Raw genomic sequence first — 18,719 nt, forward strand, 5'->3', positions numbered from 1 at the left:
CGCTCGCCTTGTCGCGCCAGGCCTGGAGCTCGGCATTGTCCGGCTCGCAGGCGAGCGCGAAACGGATGTTCGACAGCGTGTATTCATGCGCACAGTGGACTTCGGTCGCGCCGGGCAGCGCGGCGAGCGCATCCAGCGAAGCGAGCATCTGCTTCGGCGTGCCTTCGAACAACCGGCCGCAGCCGCATGCGAACAGCGTGTCGCCGCAAAAGACGTGCGGCGTGCCACGCGAATCGGCGGCCTGAAAATACGCGATGTGGCCGCTCGTGTGGCCGGGCACGTCGAGCACGCTGAATTCGAGCGCGGGCGTCTCGATCGACACGCGATCGCCATTTTCGAGACGGTGCGTGAGATGCTGGATCGCTTCACCAGCGGGGCCGTAGACCGGCACGGCCTGGCCATTCAGCAGATCGGCCACCCCACCGACGTGGTCGTGATGATGGTGCGTGAGTAAAATAGCGCTCAGCTGCCATCCGCGTTTCGCCAGATAGGCACGCACGGGGGCCGCCTCACCCGGATCGACGACGACTGCATGGTGTCCGTCGGAAACAACCCAGATGTAATTGTCTTCAAACGCCGGGACCGGAACGTACTCGAGCGCATTCATAGGCGACGTATTCTTTGATATGACTGACCGAGCAATTATAGACTGGCCCGCCTGGACCGATTCACCGCCCGGCCGCTACGTGCTCGACTGGGAGCAGACCCAGCTCGACCGCGTAGTGTCGGACGTGTTCGGCTATCATGCGCTGCAACTCGGCCTGCCCCAGCTCGATGCATTGCGCGAGAACCGGATGCCATGCCGCGGCCTCGTGCTCGACGCTGCGAGCGGAGCCAGCGCGCCCTACGCTTTTCCGCGCGGCCTGACGCATGCCGGCACCCGCCCCGGATCGAACCGCGGCGCGGCGTCGGCCGGGTCGGCGGGCCTGCCCGCGCCGGCCGGCCGCAGCGCGGTGTGGTGCGACCTGCTGGATCTGCCGTTCGAAGCACAGAGCGTCGATCTGATCGTGATGCCGCACACGCTTGAATTCACGAGCGATCCGCACCGGCTGCTGCGCGAAGCCGAGCGCGTGTTGATGCCCGAAGGGCAGCTCATCATTCTCGGTTTCAACTCGCTGTCGCTATGGGGCGCGCGGCAATCGGTTGGCAAGATGACCGGCCGGCCGTTCGTGCCGGCGGCGGTCGACCTGATCGCCTTCACGCGCCTGAAAGACTGGATCAAGCTGCTGGGCTTCGACCTTGAACGCGGGCGCTTCGGCTGCTATCGTCCGCCGCTCGGCAGCGAGCAATGGCTCGCCCGCTATGGCTTCATGGAAGCCGCCGGCGACCGCTGGTGGCCGATCTTCGGCGCCACCTACATGATCAAGGCGATCAAGCGCGTGCGCGGCATGCGCCTCGTCGGCCCGTTGAAAGTGAAGAAACCCGTGCTCGCGCCCGGCCTCGCGCCCGCGGCCACCCCGAATACACGCAACCACACTCAATGACTCCCGATTTCATCGACATTTATACCGACGGCGCCTGCAAGGGCAACCCGGGCCCCGGCGGCTGGGGCGCGTTGCTGCGCTTCGGCGACCAGGAAAAAGAACTGTTCGGCGGCGAAGCCAACACGACCAACAATCGCATGGAATTGATGGGCGTGATCGCCGCGCTCGAAGCGCTGAAGCGCCCCTGCAAGGCAGTCGTGCACACCGACTCGCAGTATGTGCAGAAAGGCATCAGCGAATGGATTCACGGCTGGAAAAAGAAAGGCTGGATCACTGCGGCAAAGCAGCCGGTGAAGAACGCCGACCTGTGGAAGCGGCTCGACGCGCTCGTCGCGCAGCATGAGGTCGAATGGCGCTGGGTGCGCGGACATAGCGGACACCCGGAAAACGAACGCGCCGATCAACTGGCCAATCGCGGCGTCGCGTCGCTCGCGCAAATCGGATGAGCGTCGCGCGCAATGCTTTGCGATAGCTGGCGCCGTTCTCTCACCGCTTTTTTTCTTCGCTGCAATTTTCTGAGGCAGGCTAATCCGATATGCGTCAACTCATCCTCGATACCGAAACCACCGGCTTGAATGCCCGCACCGGCGACCGGATCCTCGAACTCGGTTGCGTCGAGCTGGTGAATCGCCGCCTCACCGGCAACAACCTGCACTTCTACATCAATCCGGAACGCGACAGCGATCCGGGCGCGTTGGCCGTGCACGGCTTGACCACGGAATTCCTCAGCGACAAGCCGAAGTTCGGCGAGATCGCCGATCAGTTTCGCGACTTCATCCAGGGCGCGGACCTGATCATTCACAACGCGCCATTCGACATCGGCTTTCTCGATGCCGAATTCGCGTTGCTCGGCTTGCCGAAGGTGAGCACCTACTGCGGCGAGATCATCGATACGCTCGCCCGCGCCAAGCAGATGTTCCCCGGCAAGCGCAACTCGCTCGATGCGCTGTGCGACCGCTTCGGCATCAGCAACGCGCACCGTACGCTGCACGGCGCACTGCTCGACTCCGAGCTGCTCGCCGAAGTCTATCTGGCGATGACGCGCGGCCAGGAGAGCCTCGTCATCGACATGCTCGGCGAATCGCATGCCGGTGGCGACGCGCATGCGCCGCGTGTCGCACTCGAGTCGCTGGAACTGGTCGTCATCGCTGCCAGTGACGACGAAGTTGCCGCGCACCAGGCAGTGCTCGATGGTCTCGACAAGGCAGTCAAGGGCACGAGCGTTTGGCGGCTCGAACCCGCTCCCGCAGAAAATGAGCAGATTGCTTAAAAAATACTAGACGGAAGCAAAAATCACTGACATAATCTCAATCTCTTCGGGTGGTTAGCTCAGCGGTAGAGCACTGCCTTCACACGGCAGGGGTCACTGGTTCGATCCCAGTACTACCCACCAGAATTTTGGTGTGTCGATCACCGAAGACCAAAGGGCTTATGCAGAAATGCATAAGCCCTTTTCTATTTTTCATTCGGGTTTTGATGTGGCGTTTTTCGATCCTCGATCAGGTCGAGCGGGGTTCGGCCCGCACGGATACGAAAACGCGTCTCGCGACGGGATTTCGTCTTCGGGTTTCCCCGTCGGCACCGGAACTTCGTAAGTTTGCGACCGCCGGATCCTGCTGATATAGTTGCCCTTCGGCGCAATCGTCGCCCATCTTCTTCTCCACCTCATTCGACCAAAAGGGAGGCGTCACATGTTCGCAGTGCATATCGCTCTCCCTCGCATGGTCCCGCGATCGCCCTCACGACCTTAACCCTCGTCAGCCCGTCGCATAGGCGAGTCCGCCCGCAAAGGCGTGACGAGCAGATCCCAGACAGCCCTGAGTCGCATTGCCGGTGCATGCCGGCACGCCTGACTGTCTCTTCCCTTCGCTTCTGACTGGAACCTCGGTGCGTTCATGCGTCGCCGGGTCGCGGCAAATGGCTAACAAAAAACTCGACTTTCGCGGACAAGCCTTTAAGGATGTCCTCGGTTTCACCTTCAATCACTGGGCGCAACAGCCGTGGCGCGTCGTCGTCATCGCGGCGCTGGTGCTGTGCTCGGCATTGGCTGATGTGCTCACGCCGGTGTTCGCCGGACGCCTTGTCGACGCAATCGCCTCCGGACCGGCCGGCAACGAAAGCGCCTGGCGCGCGGCGATCACGGCCTTCTGCATGCTGGCCGCGCTCGGCCTCGGCGCGACGCTGCTTCGCCAGGGCGTGTACTTCAACATCATCCGGCTTACGCTGAAGATGATGAGCGAGATTGCCGCGAACGCGTTTCATCGCGTGCAACGTTTTTCGACCGACTGGCACGCCAACAGCTTTGCCGGCTCCACCGTGCGCAAGATCACGCGCGGCATGTGGGCGCTCGACCTGCTCAACGACACGCTCCTGATCGCGCTGTTGCCGTCGCTGGCCATGCTGATCGGCGCCACCGTACTGCTCGGCTGGCGCTGGCCGATGATGGGCGCGGTCGTCGGGATCGGCTCGCTGCTGTATATCGCTGTCACCGTGGCCATGTCGCTCGGCTTCGTCGCGCCGGCCGCGCGCCTCGCGAACGCATGGGACACGCGCATGGGCGGCGCGCTCGCGGATGCGGTCAGCTGCAACGGCGTCGTGAAGGCTTTCGGCGCGGAAGAACGCGAGGAAGCGCTGCTTCAACGCGTGATCGGCAAGTGGCGTCACCGCACGCGCCGCACATGGGTGCGCGGCACGATCAACGGCGGTGTTCAGGGCGGCATGCTGGCGGCGATCCAGGCTGCCATTCTCGGCGTCGCGCTGTTGCTGTGGGCGCGCGGCGAGGCGAGCGTCGGTGACATCACCTTCGCGTTGACGATGTTCTTCATGCTGCAAGGCTATCTGCGCGATGTCGGCATGCACATCCGCAACCTGCAACGTTCGGTCAACGATATGGAAGAACTGGTCGCGCTGGAGAGTCAGCCACTCGGCATCGAAGACCACCCGGGCGCGGGTCCGATCGCGATTAGCCAAGGCGAGATTTGCTTTGAGCAAGTCAATTTCCATTACGGCGCGCACGACCAGCCGCTGTACGACAACTTTTCCCTGCGCATCGCGCCGGGCGAGCGCGTCGGGTTGGTCGGGCATTCGGGCTCGGGCAAGACGACCTTCATCAAGCTGATTCAGCGCCTCTACGATATTTCCGGCGGTCGGATCACGATCGACGCTCAGGATATCGCTCAGGTGCGGCAGGCGTCGCTACGCAGCCAGATCGCGATCGTTCAGCAGGAGCCGGTGCTGTTTCACCGTTCGCTCGCCGAGAACATCGCTTATGCGCGGCCCGGCGCAAGCCGCGCCGAGATCGAGCGGGCCGCGCAACTCGCCAGTGCGCATGGCTTCATCAGCGCGCTGCCCAATGGTTATGACACGCTGGTCGGCGAACGCGGCGTCAAGCTCTCGGGCGGCGAACGTCAGCGTGTCGCGATCGCGCGCGCTTTCCTCGCCGACGCCCCGATCCTGATTCTGGACGAAGCGACGTCGAGCCTCGACAGCGAAAGCGAAGTGCTGATCCAGCAGGCGATGGAGCGGCTGATGATCGGCCGCACGACGCTGGTGGTCGCGCACCGCCTGTCCACCGTGCGCGCGCTGGACAGGCTGCTGGTGCTGGACAAGGGCAAGGTGATCGAGGAAGGCAGCCACGACGCGCTGATCAGGCGCGAGAACGGCTTGTACCGGCGCCTGTTCGAACGCCAGGCATTGGAACTCGTCAAGGGTCTCGGCGAATCGGCGTTCATGCGTGAGACTGCCGGGTCGAAGGCGGATCTGATGGATGACGCGAGCTTGCTAGTGGGGAAGTAGATTGCAGCGAGCGTATGCGGCGGACGTCCGGCACGTCGTGCACTGACCGTGCGACGCCGCGTTCTGCCGATGCTGCGCGCGTCCACGGTCGTCACCACATAGCCGCGCACGCCACCGCCCCTCTGCCCCGCTTCGGCTTACCGCCAGTACAGCCTGCCTACACCACGCCGGCCGGCAAGCCGATGCCGCGCGCCATCCCGGTTGCCGCAAACACCATGAGCACCAGCAACACCGTCTGGATCACGCTGTAACGCGCATACGACCGCGCATTTTTCAGATCCGGCAGAGTGCCTTTGCGGATTGACGCGCGCCAGCGCATCAGCGCGAGCATGGATGGCACTTCGAGGATCAGAATTAGCACGAGCAGCGTCATCTTGACGTGAAAGAGCGGCTGGTGAAGATAGTAGTCCGCGCCCTTCTCGTAGCTGCCGAAAACGCGCATCAAGCCGGTGATGATCAACACCAGTGCGGACAGACCCCACCGGGTATCGGCGCGAAATACGGAGCGCAACGCGGCCGGCACGGACGCGCGGCGCAGCGCCCAGGTGCGGCGCAGAATCGAGGCGAGCGCAAAACCGTAAGCGAGCAGATGAAGGGCGGCAAGCAACCAGCGAACCAGCATAGCGACTCCTGCAAAAGACGCGACACGATCGATGTATGTCCACTCGCCCGCGCTGAACGGCCGGGCGCCATGACTTCATTATCGGCCAAGGCTCGATTGACGACGTGTTGCTCGGCCACGCGTGTGATCGACTGCACAAAGCATGCAGCTTCAGACTTGCCGCAGAGTTGTGTCAAGCGCGCGAGCGGCGACCCGATCGCCCTCGGTCGTCAGCGTGGCGCGAAATACCGTTTGCCGATTGTGGCCTGCGGCGGCCGGCGAGTCCCACAACAATTCGACTGCTGGACGGCGCCCGAACGCGCCGCGCACGAGTGCCGGGGCCGCGACCGAACCCAGCGGCGCAGCTGTGGAGCCCGGCTCGCCCATCGCGCCGAACGCGACTGCCGGGGCCGGCGCCGGCGTGGGCCGCAGGTCTTGCCCCGCGACCCAGCGCACGGACAGCTCACGTGCATCGTACTGCCCCACCTTGCGACGCTCGGCCCACACGATCACCGTACGCGTGGCGGGATCGAGCGCGACCGCATAACGGCCGATCGCAAACCGCCGCGCCGCGATGTTGGTCCGCCACAGCGGGCGCGGCCGGCAGATCCACAACACGGCCGCATACAGCATGGGCGCGACCAGCAGCCAGCCGTTGGTAGCCGCCACCGCCTGCGCGGCACGCCGCCAGCCAGCGCTCGCCACGAATGCGCCAACCGACCAGAGCGCGAATACAAACCCGAGGAAAGCGAACAAACGCAGCGCCTGCCGCAGCCATTGCGGCAGCGGATGAAACGGACGCTCGGCCACGGCGCGCGCGCCCGGCAGGAAAATCAGCAGGAACAGGAAAACCAGGTTGATGCATGCCCACGGCGACGACACCATCGCCGACAGCGCAGCGGCGAGATCCATCTGCGCCATCGAAAAAAGCCAGCGAGCGACAAGCACGAGACCGATGGCGCGTAACGCGAAAATCGTTCCGGCGCCAGGCGCGGCATTCGCTCGCGTCTCTTTCGTTCTCGCCAAGGCATCCTCCTGTCGTCGGCGGCGCCGCAGCCAAATTTGCGGCACGGCCATTATAGGGATATTACCGAGAGTGGCTCATTCCTACTGGCGCGAACAGCCTACTTTCGTCCACACATTGAAAAAAACGCGGCGCGCATGCAACAACGCCCCGTGAGCGCAGGCTCACGAGGCGTTGCTGGTGGCACCGAAGCGCGCCCTGAAGCGCTCTTTCAGCCGCCTGAGCTACTACAGATCAGTTCGCGTTGACTTCACGCAGCACCGTGCGCTGTTTCCGACGCAGCAGTTCTTCGTAGGTGGCGACGTAGTTCCTCGCCATGACCTTCGACGAGAAACGCGCTTCGAACGCATTGCGCACCCCAACGCGCGGCAGCGTGTGAAGGCGCTTGACGGCCGCGACCGCGCTGATTTCATCTTCGACGACGAAGCCTGACACGCCGTTCTCGATCACTTCCGGCACCGAGCCGCGGTTGAACGCGATCACCGGCGTACCGCAAGCCATCGCTTCGATCATCACCAGACCGAAGGGCTCCGGCCAGTCGATCGGGAACACCAGCGCATGCGCGTTGCCGAGGAACTCACGCTTATCGGCTTCGCCGATTTCGCCAATGTATTCGACGTGCGGAAGCGCCATCAGCGGCTTGATCACTTCTTCGTAATAGGCACGATCGGCCTTGTCGATCTTGGCGGCGACCTTGAGCTTCATACCTGCCTGGCCGGCGATGCGGATCGCACGGTCGAGACCCTTCTCCGGCGAGACGCGGCCAAGGAATGCGAGGTAGCCCGGCTCGACGTCCTTGATCGGCGTGAGCACGTTTTCCGGCAGACCGTGATAGACGGTTTGCAGCCAGTTCGCTTGCGGCAGCGGAATGCGCTGGTTGTCCGAGATCGACACCACCGGCACGTCGCTGAACGTATTGAAGATCGGCTGCAGTTCCGGCAGATCGAGACGGCCGTGCAGCGTCGTCACGAACGGCACCGGCTGGCGCGCGAACAGCGAGAACGGGTAGTAGTCGATGTGGAAATGCAGCACGTCGAATTCGTCCGCCCGGCGGCGCACTTCTTCGAGCAGCAGCATGTGCGGCGCCATCACGTCGCGGATAGTCGGGTCGAGGCGCAGCGCCTGCGGCCAGAAGGCTTCGAGTTTCGCCGAAGTTTGCGAATCGCCGCTCGCGAAGAGCGTGACGTCGTGGCCTTGCTCGACCAGAGCTTCGGTCAGATAGGACACCACGCGTTCCGTACCACCATACAGCTTGGGAGGAACCGCCTCGTGCAGCGGAGCGATTTGAGCGATTCGCATAATGGAGAACTCCTAGTAAAAAATCAGGCAAAAATACTGCGTTTGGTAAAAGCGACTCGCTTGCTCGCCAGGGCCGTCTGGCCGGATATGCCCGGCGGAGCCTGATTCTTTCGAGAAATCCTGCGATGGATCGCTTGGGGCTAAGCCCAGACTGGCCGATTACCGTCTGCGCATGCGAGTAAACGCACACGTGAGACCTACGTTGACAAACTGTCAGATAATTCCAGGCTGGTCGGGCTCCACAGAGCACGCATTATCGGTGCCGGGATTCTCGCTGCACCACAACATTTCAAAGTCTTTACGTTGTTACAAACGCGAAACACTTTGCAAACCCTTGTTTTATAAGACAGTTCTACAGTAGCAACTGGCTTCCGGCAGCGACTGCGAATGCGGTGTCTAGGAAGCTTTAGCGTCAACTTTGCCGGCACGCGTTGAAGAAATGCCGCAGCGCGGTTGAATGCAATCTGTAATTATATCTCGAATTCGTCCGTAACCTGCGCGAACCACCTGCCTGTCAGCGGGTCCAGCAACTGCAGGGCTCAGACTTCCATCGCGAAATCAATCGCGCCAATGCCCGGATACACAGGGCGCAATCGCTTTTGCATGTTTACAATGCGAAGCATCGGCTTCGCGGCGATTCCGTTTTTCTGTGGCCCGCGCTTTGCATGCACAACCCGAAACACCTCGACCTCACGATCAATTGGAACAATTAACCCTCGCCCAGCGTAACGCCCAGAACGCAAAGCTCGCGAGCTATGCTCACCGGCCGCTTGCGTTTCTCTTCCGCTTTATCCGCCGCCATCCGCTCGCGCATGCGATCGTGCTGTGCAGCGTGTTTGCGGCCGTGGGCTGTGCGCTCGCTTCGCAATACGCGATCAAACATCTGATCGACGTGCTCGGCGAAGGCCGGCATCATCCCGGTCCGTTGTGGGGCGCGTTCGCCATCCTCGTCGGCCTGATCGCCGCCGACAACCTGCTGTGGCGCGTCGGTGGCTGGGTCGCAGCGCATACGTTCGTCGCCGTGACCGGCGACCTGCGGCGCGACCTGTTCCAGTACCTGAGCGGACACTCGCCGAGCTACTACTCCGAGAAGCAACCCGGCATGCTCGCGAGCCGGATCACGGCGACGTCGAACGCCGTCTACACCGCCGAGAACACCACCGCCTGGAACGTGCTGCCGCCGTGCATCGCGGTGCTCGGTGCAATCGTCATGATCATCGCCGTGAATCCGCTGATGGCGGGCGGCCTGATGCTGTGCTCGGCGATTCTGTCGGTGGTGCTGTACAAGCTCGCGGGGCGCGGCTCGGCGCGCCATCACCATTTCGCCACCAAGGCGGCGTCGGTGGACGGCGAACTGGTCGACGTGATCAGCAACATGGGTCTCGTGCGCGCGTTCGGCATGACGTTTCGCGAGCAGCAGCGCTTCGGTGCAACGGTCAAGGCAGAGATGGACGCGCGCCAGCAAAGCCTGCTCTATCTGGAGAAGCTGCGCCTGCTGCATGCGGTGATCACCGCGTTGCTGTCGGCGGGTCTGCTGGGCTGGGCGCTGTGGCTGTGGGATCAAGGCAAGGCGACCTCGGGCGACATCGTGCTCGTCAGCTCGCTCGGCTTCACGATTCTGCACGGCACGCGCGACCTGGCCGTCGCGCTCGTCGACGTCACGCAACACGTCGCGCGGCTCGCGGAAGCCGTGCGCACGCTGCTCGAACCGCACGGCATGCCGGATCGCGACGACTCGACCGAACTCGTGCCGCAAGGCGGTCGGGTAGATTTCGAAGGCGTGACGTTCGCCTACCCGCGCCGCCGTCCGATTCTCGATCACTTCGACCTGCATATCGAACCCGGCCAGCGGGTCGGCCTGATCGGCAAATCGGGCGCGGGCAAATCCACCGTGCTGGCACTGCTGCAGCGTTTCTACGAAACGCAAGGCGGTGCGATCAGGATCGACGGCCAGGACATCGCGACGGTCACGCAGGACAGCCTGCGCCATGCGATCGCGCTAGTGCCGCAGGACATCTCGCTGTTCCATCGCACGGTGTACGAGAACATCGCTTACGGACGCCCCGAAGCGAGCCGTGAGGAAGTGCTCGCGGCCGCGCGCGAAGCGCGTTGCTCGGACTTCATCGAAGCGATGCCGGAAGGCTACGACACGATCGTCGGCGACCGTGGCGTGAAGCTGTCGGGCGGCCAGCGTCAGCGGATCGCGATTGCGCGGGCGATTCTGAAAAACGCGCCGATCCTGCTGCTCGACGAAGCCACTTCGGCGCTCGACAGCGCCTCGGAAGAAGCGATCCAGAAGGCGCTCGACCGGCTGATGGTCGGCCGCACGGTGATCGCGATCGCGCACCGGTTGTCGACGCTCAACAACTTCGACCGCATCATCGTGATGAGCGCCGGCAAGGTAATCGACGACGGCAGTCCGGAAGAGCTGCGCCAACGTCCGGGCCTGTATCGCGATCTGCTCACGAAACAGTACGGCAAGGGTACGACGCTGCACATCGGCGGCAAAAAGGTCGACGAACAACACGTGGTCTGATCGGCGCGCCGCGCGAAGTTATCGCCCATGAAAAAGCCGCTCACATGAGCGGCTTTTCTATTTTTCAGGCTCTGCGAGCAGAAGGCGCGGCAGCTAGCCCGGCCGCTATTGCTCCACGCTGTCACGCACCGTCTGTCCGGCGCCTGCCCTTACCTTCCTGCTTCTGCCGGACTTCGCACTCTCCACACTTTGCAAGTCGCGCATGAAGTTATCGCGCCACACCGACACATTGTTCTCGCGCAACTGCACCATCATGTCGCGATAGCGCGCCTGACGTTCCGCGAGCGGCATCGCGAGCGCATCGGCGAGCGCCTCGGCCATGCCGTCGATGTCGACCGGATTGACGATCAGCGCGCCCTCCAGCTCCTGCGCCGCGCCGGCAAAGCGTGACAGCACGAGCACCCCGGGATTCTCCGGGTCCTGCGCCGACACATATTCCTTGGCGACGAGGTTCATCCCATCGCGCAACGGCGTGACGTAGCCGACATGCGCGGTGCGAAAGAGCGCGGCCAGCACCGAACGCTCGTACTGCTTGTGAATGTAGAGAATCGGCGTCCAGTCCAGTTCGGCGAAGCGTCCGTTGATGCGCCCCGACTCGCCTTCCAGCTGCAAGCGGATGTCCTGATACGCGTGCATGTCGGCGCGCGTCGGCGGCGCGATCTGCAGGAACGACACCTTGTTGCGTTGCGCGGCCACATGCTCGAGCAGACGTTCGAACGCGCGAAAACGTTCGACCAGCCCCTTCGAATAATCGAGACGGTCCACGCTCATGATCAGCTTGCGCGAATGCAGCGTCGCCTTCATCGTGCGCACGGGCTTGCCGCGCTCGCCCGCTTTCGCGAGTTCGGCGATCTCGTCCGGATAGACGCCGATCGGATAGGCCGCCGCGCGCAACGTGCGCCCGAACGCGTGGATGGTCTGCGGGCCGCGAGCCGACACATCGACCGTGCCCTGCGCTTCGTTGACGATGTAGTCGCCGAACGCACGCAGATCCGGCTCGGTCTGAAAGCCGAGCAGATCGAACGAACACAAGGCTTCGACCAGCTCGCGATGCGGCGGCACCGCCAGCAGCACCTGCGAAGCCGGAAACGGAATATGCAGAAAGAAGCCGATGCGGTTTTTCACACCGGCCGCACGCAATGCCTGCGCGAACGGGATCAGGTGATAGTCGTGGACCCAGATCACATCGTCTTCACGCAGCAGCGGCACCAGTTGCTGCGCGAGCCAGCCATTGACGCGGCAGTAGCCTTCGAAGTCGTGCCGGTCGTATTGCAGCAGGTCGGCGCGATAGTGGAACGCCGGCCACAGCGTGGCGTTCGAGAATCCGCGGTAGTACTGGTCGTAGTCGCGGCGCATCAGCGGGACGGTTGCGAAGGTCACGGGACCGCGCTCCTCGACCTTGATCTGCGGCTGGCCCGAACTGAGCACCTCGCCGCTCCAGCCGAACCACATGCCGCCGGTTTCCTTCAACGCGTCATACACGCCAACCGCCAGACCGCCCGCCGCCGGGCCACCCTCCGAGATCGGGGCCACCCGGTTCGATACGATGATCAGTCGGCTCATGAAGCGCGATTCCCGATGCAGTGCGTTGTGTGCGTCAAGCGATGCGGCGCCGGCATCATGCTGCCCGCGCCGCTGCGACAATCGATTCGAGCCAGTCGAGCAGCGCCGCAACCGACTCGATGCGCGCATGCGCCATCGTCTCGCCCGCGCCGACCTTGATTGACAGCCCGCCGCGCTCGTTGACGACGGCGAAGCCTTTCTCGTCGGTCAGATCGTCACCGGCGAAGACCGGCTGGCGGCCGACGAACGGAGGTTCGTCGAGGAACGCGCGCATGGCGCGGCCCTTGTCGACGTCTTTCGGCTTGATTTCGTAGACCATCTTGCCCGGCTGCAATACGTAAGCGCCGGGGTACTCGGCGACCAGCCGCTGGGTCGCCTCGCGCGCGACCCGTTCACGGTCCGGCGCATTGCGATAATGCAGCGCGAGCGCCGCGCCCTTGATCTCGAGCAGCATGCCCGGATGTTCGTTGACGACCTGCGCCAGCACCTGCTCCATGCGCAGGAGCCGCTCGTCGTGGAAGCCAATGCGCTGCGTATCGCCGTTCGCGTCGCGCCGCTCGGCGCCATGCAAACCGGCAATCGGCAGATCGGGCATACCGAGGAAAGCGTCGATGCTGTCGATGCCGCGGCCCGACACGATCGCGACCGCGCCGTTCGTCAGATTACGCAGTTCGCCCAGCAGCGCGACCACGCGCGGATCCACCAGCACGCCGTCCGGCGTGGGTGCGAGTTCGACGAGCGTGCCGTCGAAGTCGAAGAAAAATGCCGTCTCACTCGGAGACAGAACAGCCGGAAGTGCTTGCATCACTTGAGTTCGCCTTTCAGCCTTCTGCGGCCGGAAAAGTGTGCGCATCTTACCGCGCATCCGTCATTTTTTCGAGAAAGTAAGCCGGAAGTCCGGGACTCCGGCCCACCGGCCGCTGCGCGCGCCGGCTTACGGTAAGGGCATTCAAAAAGAGAACGGCCGGCTTCAACCGGCTTTCATCCGACTGCGTCAAATTGCCCGGCGAACCGCGCGCCGTGGGCGTTGCGCGACGCCGCCGGCAATTTTGCGCTACAGTCGCAGCCACGCAGACGATCGCCGTCGAAGCCATCTTTGCACACTATGACGGCCTACGCGCCGCAGGAAAATCAGGTGGAATCCGGCGGCGCCGTGGATCGGCGTCGTCATGTGCCGCTCTTCAATCGAGTCATTGAGCCCTGCTTTGTTCCCGATCATTGCATCCCGACACCCGCACCCGCCTCCCGCCGAATCGCGCTGGCGGCAATCCGTGCGCCCGTTCGCACTGACCGTGATGACGGGCGCGCTGACCGCCCTCACCGCCTTGACCACGCTGAGCGGCTGCACGCCTCGCACGCAACCCTGGCAGCTGACCAACGTGACCGGCCATCTGCCGGATCTCGACTTCAAGCTGACCGGCGACGACGGCCGCCCTGTCACCGGCGAGTCGTTCAAGGGCCGCGCGTCGCTCGTCTACTTTGGCTACACGCATTGCCCGGACGTCTGCCCCGAGACGATGGGCCGGCTCATGCAGGTGCTCGGCAAGCTCGGCCCGGACGCGCAGAAGGTGCGCATCCTCTTCATCACCGTCGATCCGGCGCGGGACACGCCGCAAGCATTGCGCGATTACGTCGGTGCGTTCGACTCGCAGCATGCCGAAGGTCTCACCGGCACCGACTGGCAGATCGAGTCGCTCGCCAAGCGTTACCGCGTCGCCTATCAGATGGAAAAGCGCGACCCTCGTGGCAATTACGAAGTCACGCACAGTTCCGCTGTTTACGTGTTCGACAGCCAGGGCCATGCGCGCCTGCTGGCCACCGATCACGACACGCCCGATACGATCGCGCAAGACCTGCGCCGTATCATCGATGACCGTTCCTGACCCTTCCCCGAGTCCATTCATGTCGATCAAGATCAAAACGTTCGCTTCACTGAGCTGCGCGCTCGCCCTCTCGTTCGGTGTCGCTTCGGCCGCGCACGCCGCCGGCGCCAACGCGATCAGCGTCAAGGACGCATGGGTCCGCTGGCTGCCGAACAACCTGCCCGCCGCCGGCTACGCGACGCTGGTCAACGCAAGCGACAAGCCCGTCGACCTCGTCGATATTTCGAGCAACGACTACGGCGACGCGATGCTGCACCAGACCGTCTCGAACGGTTCGTCGCAGAAGATGGTGATGGTCGACAAACTGACCGTGCCCGCGCACGGCCAGGTCTCGATCGCGCCCGGCGGTTACCACGTGATGCTCGAAGACGCGAAGCACAAGATCGCACCGGGCGAGACCGTGCATCTGACGCTGAAGTTCTCCGACGGCGAAACACTCGACACGCCGTTCGCCGTCAAGTCGCCGGCGCAGACGAAGTAACCAGGTAACGTGCAGCGATGAATCTGCTCTACTGGCTCGACCCTTGGGAATTTTCGCCGACCGTCGTGATCGCGCTGCTGGTGCCGGCGGTCCTGTTCGTGCGCGGCGCGCGCCGTGCGAAGCTGTCGTTCGCGCGGCGCCTTTCCTTCTGGTTCGGGCTGGCGGCGCTGTATGTCGTGCTGCATACGCGGCTCGATTATTTCTTCGAGCATGAGTTCTTCATGCATCGCTTGCAGCATCTGGTGCTGCATCACCTCGGCCCATTCTTCATCGCGCTGTCGTATCCGGGCGCGGCGTTGCGCGCGGGCATTCCGTACAGCTGGCGGCAGCGCTTCGTGCGGCCCGCGCTGGCGACGCCGCTCGTGCGCAAGCTGCTCGACGTGGTGATGCATCCGGTCGTCGCGGTCACGTTGTTCGTCGGGCTGATCTACTTCTGGCTGATGTCGCCGATCCATTTCGTCGCGATGCTCGACTGGCGGCTCTATCGCGTGATGAACTGGACCATGGTGATCGACGGGCTGCTGTTCTGGTGGCTCGTGCTCGATCCACGGCCGGCGCCGCCGGCGCGTTTGTCGCCCGGCAAGCGCGTGCTGGTGGTGATCACCGCGATTCCGCCGCAGATCATCCTCGGTGCATTCATCTTTTTCACGCCGCATGAGCTGTATCCGATCTACTCGATTTGCGGGCGCGCGTTCACGTGGCTCAGCCCGATGCGCGACCAGCAGATCGGCGGGCTGTTGCTGTGGATTCCGGGTTCGATGATGAGCGTGATCGGCGCACTGATCGCGCTGCGTCACTGGATGCGGTTGTCGGCACGCGGACGCCTGCGCGCCGAACGACGTGCGAAGACGGCGCGGGATGTGTCCCATGCCGCGTCAGCGTCAGCAGGGGGCCAGCGCGGATAGCGAGTCTGGCGGTCAGTCGAATCCGAATGATCAAGCCGGAGCGGATAAAGCCGGGCGATCGAAGCGCGCCAGCTAACCTGCACCGGCGCTTCGCCCTTCATCGCGCCCCGTTCAGGCCGAGCGCATCCACACGTGCGGAATGCCGTCGTCGTCGTGAACGTCCGAGACCGGTACAAAGCCGAATGCACCATAGAAACCTTGCAGATGCGCTTGCGCATGCAGACGGATCGGCGTGGCGGGCCATTGCGCGCGAATGTGCGTGAGCGAGCGTTCGAGCATCGCGTTGCCCAGCCCGATACCGCGGAACGCCGCCGTGGTCAGCACACGGCCGATGCGCACGTCGGTGTCCGTGGCGTCCGGCAGCAGCACGCGCAGATATCCGGCCAGTTGCGGCGCCGCGCCGTCGACGCCGGGGCCGTAGGCCGACAGATGCCAGGCTTGCGCGTCGAGCCCATCGATATCGCCATACACGCAGTTCTGTTCGACGACGAACACCGCGCTACGCGCGGCCAGCATCTCATAGACTTCGACACTAGCGAGGTCCGCGAAGGATTTCCAACGCCATTGGAGTTGGGCGAGCCGCGTGGCGGCGGTGTGCTGCGATTCAGTCATCGGATGCTTTCAGAAAGGAGGCGCCACTGCGCGGGCATTCATCCGCAATTATGCCGCGCGCGACGGCCGTCAGCCACGCAACCGTGCGGCCACACCGCGCATCAACCGCGCGGCATAGCACGCGCCTTCGACGCCTGCTTATGGCTGTACATCGCCGCATCGGCCGCCGCGAGCAATTCGGCAATCGATCCGTGGTGAGCCGGATCGTAGGCCGTCTGCCCCACGCTATAGCGGATTTGATAACCGCGCCGCGCTTCGGCATTGCGCGCGTCGAGCAACTGCGTAAGACGCTGCGTCACCTGCTGCGTTTCGGCGCTGTCCGCATCGGTGAGCAGTGCGACGAACTCGTCGCCGCCGAGCCGCCCGATCACATCGCTTTCGCGCAGCGCGGTGCGCAAGACTTCGGCGAAGGTCTGCAATGCGCGATCACCTTCGGCATGGCCGAGCGTGTCGTTGATCTGCTTGAAGTCGTTCAGATCGAAGAACAGCAACGACGCCGACTTCTCCATCCGCTTGCAGACGTTCAGCGCATGTTGCGCGAGCGCTTCGAAACCGCGCCGGTTGGACAGCAGCGTGAGGTCATCGAGCGTGGCGAGTTGCAGCGCCGCCAGTTCCTGTTCGGCCATGTGCGCGAGATCGCGCAGCAGTGCCCGCTCCTCGTCGTCGAGGCCGCGCGGCTTCACGTCGATCAGGCAGAGCGTGCCCAGCTTGCTGCCGTTCGCGACCGTCAGCGGGCAACCGGCATAGAAGCGGATGTTCGGGTCATCCGTTACGAGCGGATTGTCGTGAAAGCGCTCGTCGGCCAGCGTGTCGGGCACCATCAGAATGTCGTCGTCCAGAATCGCGTGCGCGCAGAACGAGACGTCGCGCGACGTCTCTCTCGCCGTCAGCCCGGCGCACGACTTGAACCACTGGCGGTTCGTATCGACGAGACTCACGAGCGCGATCGGCACGTCGAACAGGCGCTTTGCGAGCCGGGTCAGGCGGTCGAAGCGCTCTTCCGGCGAGGTGTCGAGAATATGCAGCGCACGGAGGGTGGCGATACGAGCGATTTCATTGCTGGGCGTCGGTGGGACATGCATGTCGTATTCCCTGGGCTTCGTGATGATGTAACTCTTGGCTAGCCAGTGTATAGCGGCATTCTTGAGGTGGGATTGAGCGAGGCCGTCAGAGTTCCGGTCTAAGATGCCATGGCGGCGGCGCACTGGCAGCCGCCACGCGCTCAGAAGACCGCTTCGACAGGCTGCGCGAGGCACTCGCTCAGATTGCCGGGGCCGCACAGATGCAGCGCGCCGACCACCACCAGGGTGCGCTCGCGCCGTTGCAGGATGTCCTTCAAACGCTGCGCCCATGCGCGATTGCGCGCCTCGAGAATGGCCTGGCGGATGCCCGGCAGATTGAACATCGGCGATTCGACGGCGATCTGCTGCACGGCTTGCAGATCACCCTCCAGCCACGCCGCGTGCATCCGTTCGAGCGTGCGTTGCGGTTCATCGCGATCGGCCATCAGCAAGTCGAGCGCCGCGCCGATGGCATCCAGCGGAATCGATTCGAGCAATGCCGCCACTTCCCGCGCGGTCTCGAGATAGCGATACGGCTTGGCTTGCGCCATCGCCGAGCGCAACATGCGCGGCTCGACACCTTCGACGACTTGCTGGAACAGTGTCGGCGCGACCACCAGCGCGGCCCACGGACACAGTTCGACTAACGGCGCCACAGGGCCATCGACGGCCACAGGGCTTGCAGCTGCGTCCATGCGTCCACGGACATCAAGGGCTGCAATCGAGCGGCGCCGCTTTGCGGCTCGGTCTTCAGGAACGGCAGGATGGTCGGCGGATCGGATTCGAAGACCAGCGCTTCGACCCAGTCATAGGCTTCAGCGACCCAAGGCGGTGTTCTGCGGCTCGTCGCCGGAAACAGATGCATCGAGCCGAGCAGGCGCACGTTGGTGCCGGTGAGTTGTAGGTACATGCGGTCTCGAAGTGAACGGGCAATGACGCAGGAATGCGCGCGGTTCTGCGATTCAGTGGGTTATGTGCGGCGTGCCGAGCAGGTGCAGCGCGAACGTGCTGACGCAGTTATTGCCGCGCGAATCACGAATTGTGCGTCATAACCGTTGCGATGAGGGAGACGCAGCGCATCGGCGCACAGCAGATGCTTCGTGCACAGCGCGGTACGGCAATCGAGCGGCCGGATATCTTTCTTTCAATTGAAAACGAACGCGTGAAATTCGCCGCAGAAAAAAGAAAAGCCCCGACAAGTCGGGGCTTTTCTTTACATCAACTACTGGAGGCGCGAGCCGGAGTCGAACCGGCCTAAACGGCTTTGCAGGCCGCTGCATAACCGCTTTGCTATCGCGCCGCAAGCGGACTGGAACCTAGCTGCAGGCTCGCAGATTTGTCCGGTGGACGACCAGAACATTCAGAACGATCAGCCCATCAAACAAAAAGGGAAGCGTTGCTTCCCCTTATGTATGGAGCGGGAGACGAGGCTCGAACTCGCGACCTCAACCTTGGCAAGGTTGCGCTCTACCAAC

At 63.6% G+C, this 18,719-nt stretch carries 16 protein-coding genes, 2 tRNA genes and 1 pseudogene; 9 read left to right on the top strand and 10 right to left on the bottom strand.

Annotation, left to right across the window (positions count from 1 at the left end; all coding sequences use genetic code 11):
- Positions 1 to 607, bottom strand: a 607-nt coding sequence (gene gloB / locus CIC12_RS12095) for a hydroxyacylglutathione hydrolase (RefSeq protein ID WP_168664346.1), incomplete at its 3' end; no start/stop codon positions are given.
- Positions 608 to 626: 19 nt separating this feature from the next.
- Between gloB and CIC12_RS12100 the strand changes: the two genes are divergently transcribed.
- The 5 genes from CIC12_RS12100 to CIC12_RS12120 all read left to right on the top strand — a co-directional run bounded on the left by CIC12_RS12100 (position 627) and on the right by CIC12_RS12120 (position 5,279).
- Entirely contained in the window at positions 627 to 1,484 is an 858-nt protein-coding gene (locus CIC12_RS12100; protein ID WP_168664347.1) for a class I SAM-dependent methyltransferase, read from the top strand.
- Positions 1,481 to 1,930 carry a ribonuclease HI gene (gene rnhA / locus CIC12_RS12105; protein WP_168664348.1) on the top strand — a complete coding sequence of 150 codons (450 nt, stop codon included), beginning with the start codon at positions 1,481 to 1,483 and terminating at the stop codon, positions 1,928 to 1,930. Before CIC12_RS12100 ends, rnhA begins: the two co-directional genes overlap by 4 nt.
- A gap of 89 nt (positions 1,931 to 2,019) precedes the next feature.
- Positions 2,020 to 2,754, top strand: a complete 735-nt coding sequence (gene dnaQ, locus CIC12_RS12110; protein ID WP_168664349.1) for a DNA polymerase III subunit epsilon — start codon at positions 2,020 to 2,022, stop codon at positions 2,752 to 2,754.
- A gap of 48 nt (positions 2,755 to 2,802) precedes the next feature.
- Positions 2,803 to 2,877: transfer RNA gene (locus CIC12_RS12115), tRNA-Val, on the top strand.
- A 524-nt stretch (positions 2,878 to 3,401) separates the two neighbouring features.
- A complete protein-coding gene (locus tag CIC12_RS12120) occupies positions 3,402 to 5,279 on the top strand; it encodes an ABC transporter ATP-binding protein (protein ID WP_168664350.1) in 1,878 nt (625 codons plus the stop codon).
- Positions 5,280 to 5,436: 157 nt separating this feature from the next.
- On the opposite strand, the gene CIC12_RS12125 is transcribed toward CIC12_RS12120, so the two are convergent.
- The 3 genes from CIC12_RS12125 to CIC12_RS12135 all read right to left on the bottom strand — a co-directional run bounded on the left by CIC12_RS12125 (position 5,437) and on the right by CIC12_RS12135 (position 8,203).
- Complete coding sequence (locus CIC12_RS12125; RefSeq protein ID WP_168664351.1) at positions 5,437 to 5,901, bottom strand: DUF2214 family protein; 465 nt, start codon at positions 5,899 to 5,901, stop codon at positions 5,437 to 5,439.
- A gap of 150 nt (positions 5,902 to 6,051) precedes the next feature.
- The gene (locus CIC12_RS12130) at positions 6,052 to 6,906 is read right to left on the bottom strand and encodes a hypothetical protein (protein ID WP_168664352.1); all 855 of its coding nucleotides are present in this window, start codon (positions 6,904 to 6,906) and stop codon (positions 6,052 to 6,054) included.
- 232 nt (positions 6,907 to 7,138) lie between these two features.
- Positions 7,139 to 8,203 carry a glycosyltransferase family 4 protein gene (locus CIC12_RS12135; protein WP_168664353.1) on the bottom strand — a complete coding sequence of 355 codons (1,065 nt, stop codon included), beginning with the start codon at positions 8,201 to 8,203 and terminating at the stop codon, positions 7,139 to 7,141.
- 700 nt (positions 8,204 to 8,903) lie between these two features.
- Between CIC12_RS12135 and CIC12_RS12140 the strand changes: the two genes are divergently transcribed.
- Complete coding sequence (locus CIC12_RS12140; RefSeq protein ID WP_168664354.1) at positions 8,904 to 10,739, top strand: ABC transporter ATP-binding protein; 1,836 nt, start codon at positions 8,904 to 8,906, stop codon at positions 10,737 to 10,739.
- A gap of 105 nt (positions 10,740 to 10,844) precedes the next feature.
- Here CIC12_RS12140 and otsA read toward each other — a convergent pair whose 3' ends face one another.
- Together otsA and otsB are read right to left on the bottom strand one after the other, a co-directional pair.
- Positions 10,845 to 12,302, bottom strand: a complete 1,458-nt coding sequence (otsA, locus tag CIC12_RS12145; RefSeq protein WP_168664355.1) for an alpha,alpha-trehalose-phosphate synthase (UDP-forming) — start codon at positions 12,300 to 12,302, stop codon at positions 10,845 to 10,847.
- 55 nt (positions 12,303 to 12,357) lie between these two features.
- Positions 12,358 to 13,107 carry a trehalose-phosphatase gene (otsB, locus tag CIC12_RS12150; RefSeq protein ID WP_168664360.1) on the bottom strand — a complete coding sequence of 250 codons (750 nt, stop codon included), beginning with the start codon at positions 13,105 to 13,107 and terminating at the stop codon, positions 12,358 to 12,360.
- A gap of 364 nt (positions 13,108 to 13,471) precedes the next feature.
- On the opposite strand from otsB, the gene CIC12_RS12155 reads away from it, so the two are divergent.
- The 3 genes from CIC12_RS12155 to CIC12_RS12165 are packed head-to-tail and all read left to right on the top strand — an operon-like array spanning position 13,472 to position 15,571.
- Positions 13,472 to 14,185 (top strand): SCO family protein, encoded by a 714-nt coding sequence (locus CIC12_RS12155; protein ID WP_446728002.1) that lies wholly within the window; start codon positions 13,472 to 13,474, stop codon positions 14,183 to 14,185.
- Positions 14,186 to 14,204: 19 nt separating this feature from the next.
- Entirely contained in the window at positions 14,205 to 14,666 is a 462-nt protein-coding gene (locus CIC12_RS12160; RefSeq protein WP_168664356.1) for a copper chaperone PCu(A)C, read from the top strand.
- A gap of 17 nt (positions 14,667 to 14,683) precedes the next feature.
- Complete coding sequence (locus tag CIC12_RS12165; RefSeq protein ID WP_168664357.1) at positions 14,684 to 15,571, top strand: cytochrome c oxidase assembly protein; 888 nt, start codon at positions 14,684 to 14,686, stop codon at positions 15,569 to 15,571.
- A 111-nt stretch (positions 15,572 to 15,682) separates the two neighbouring features.
- On the opposite strand, the gene CIC12_RS12170 is transcribed toward CIC12_RS12165, so the two are convergent.
- From CIC12_RS12170 to CIC12_RS12185, 4 genes and pseudogenes are all read right to left on the bottom strand, one after another.
- Entirely contained in the window at positions 15,683 to 16,183 is a 501-nt protein-coding gene (locus tag CIC12_RS12170; RefSeq protein ID WP_168664358.1) for a GNAT family N-acetyltransferase, read from the bottom strand.
- A 101-nt stretch (positions 16,184 to 16,284) separates the two neighbouring features.
- The gene (locus CIC12_RS12175; RefSeq protein WP_168664359.1) at positions 16,285 to 17,265 is read right to left on the bottom strand and encodes a sensor domain-containing diguanylate cyclase; all 981 of its coding nucleotides are present in this window, start codon (positions 17,263 to 17,265) and stop codon (positions 16,285 to 16,287) included.
- A gap of 140 nt (positions 17,266 to 17,405) precedes the next feature.
- Positions 17,406 to 18,154: pseudogene (locus CIC12_RS12180) on the bottom strand (TraB/GumN family protein).
- A gap of 316 nt (positions 18,155 to 18,470) precedes the next feature.
- Positions 18,471 to 18,544 (bottom strand) — tRNA-Cys (locus CIC12_RS12185).
- Between the last annotated feature and the right edge of the window lie 175 nt (positions 18,545 to 18,719).

This window comes from Paraburkholderia sp. SG-MS1 (assembly GCF_012275575.1).
Taxonomy (GTDB): Bacteria; Pseudomonadota; Gammaproteobacteria; order Burkholderiales; family Burkholderiaceae; genus Paraburkholderia.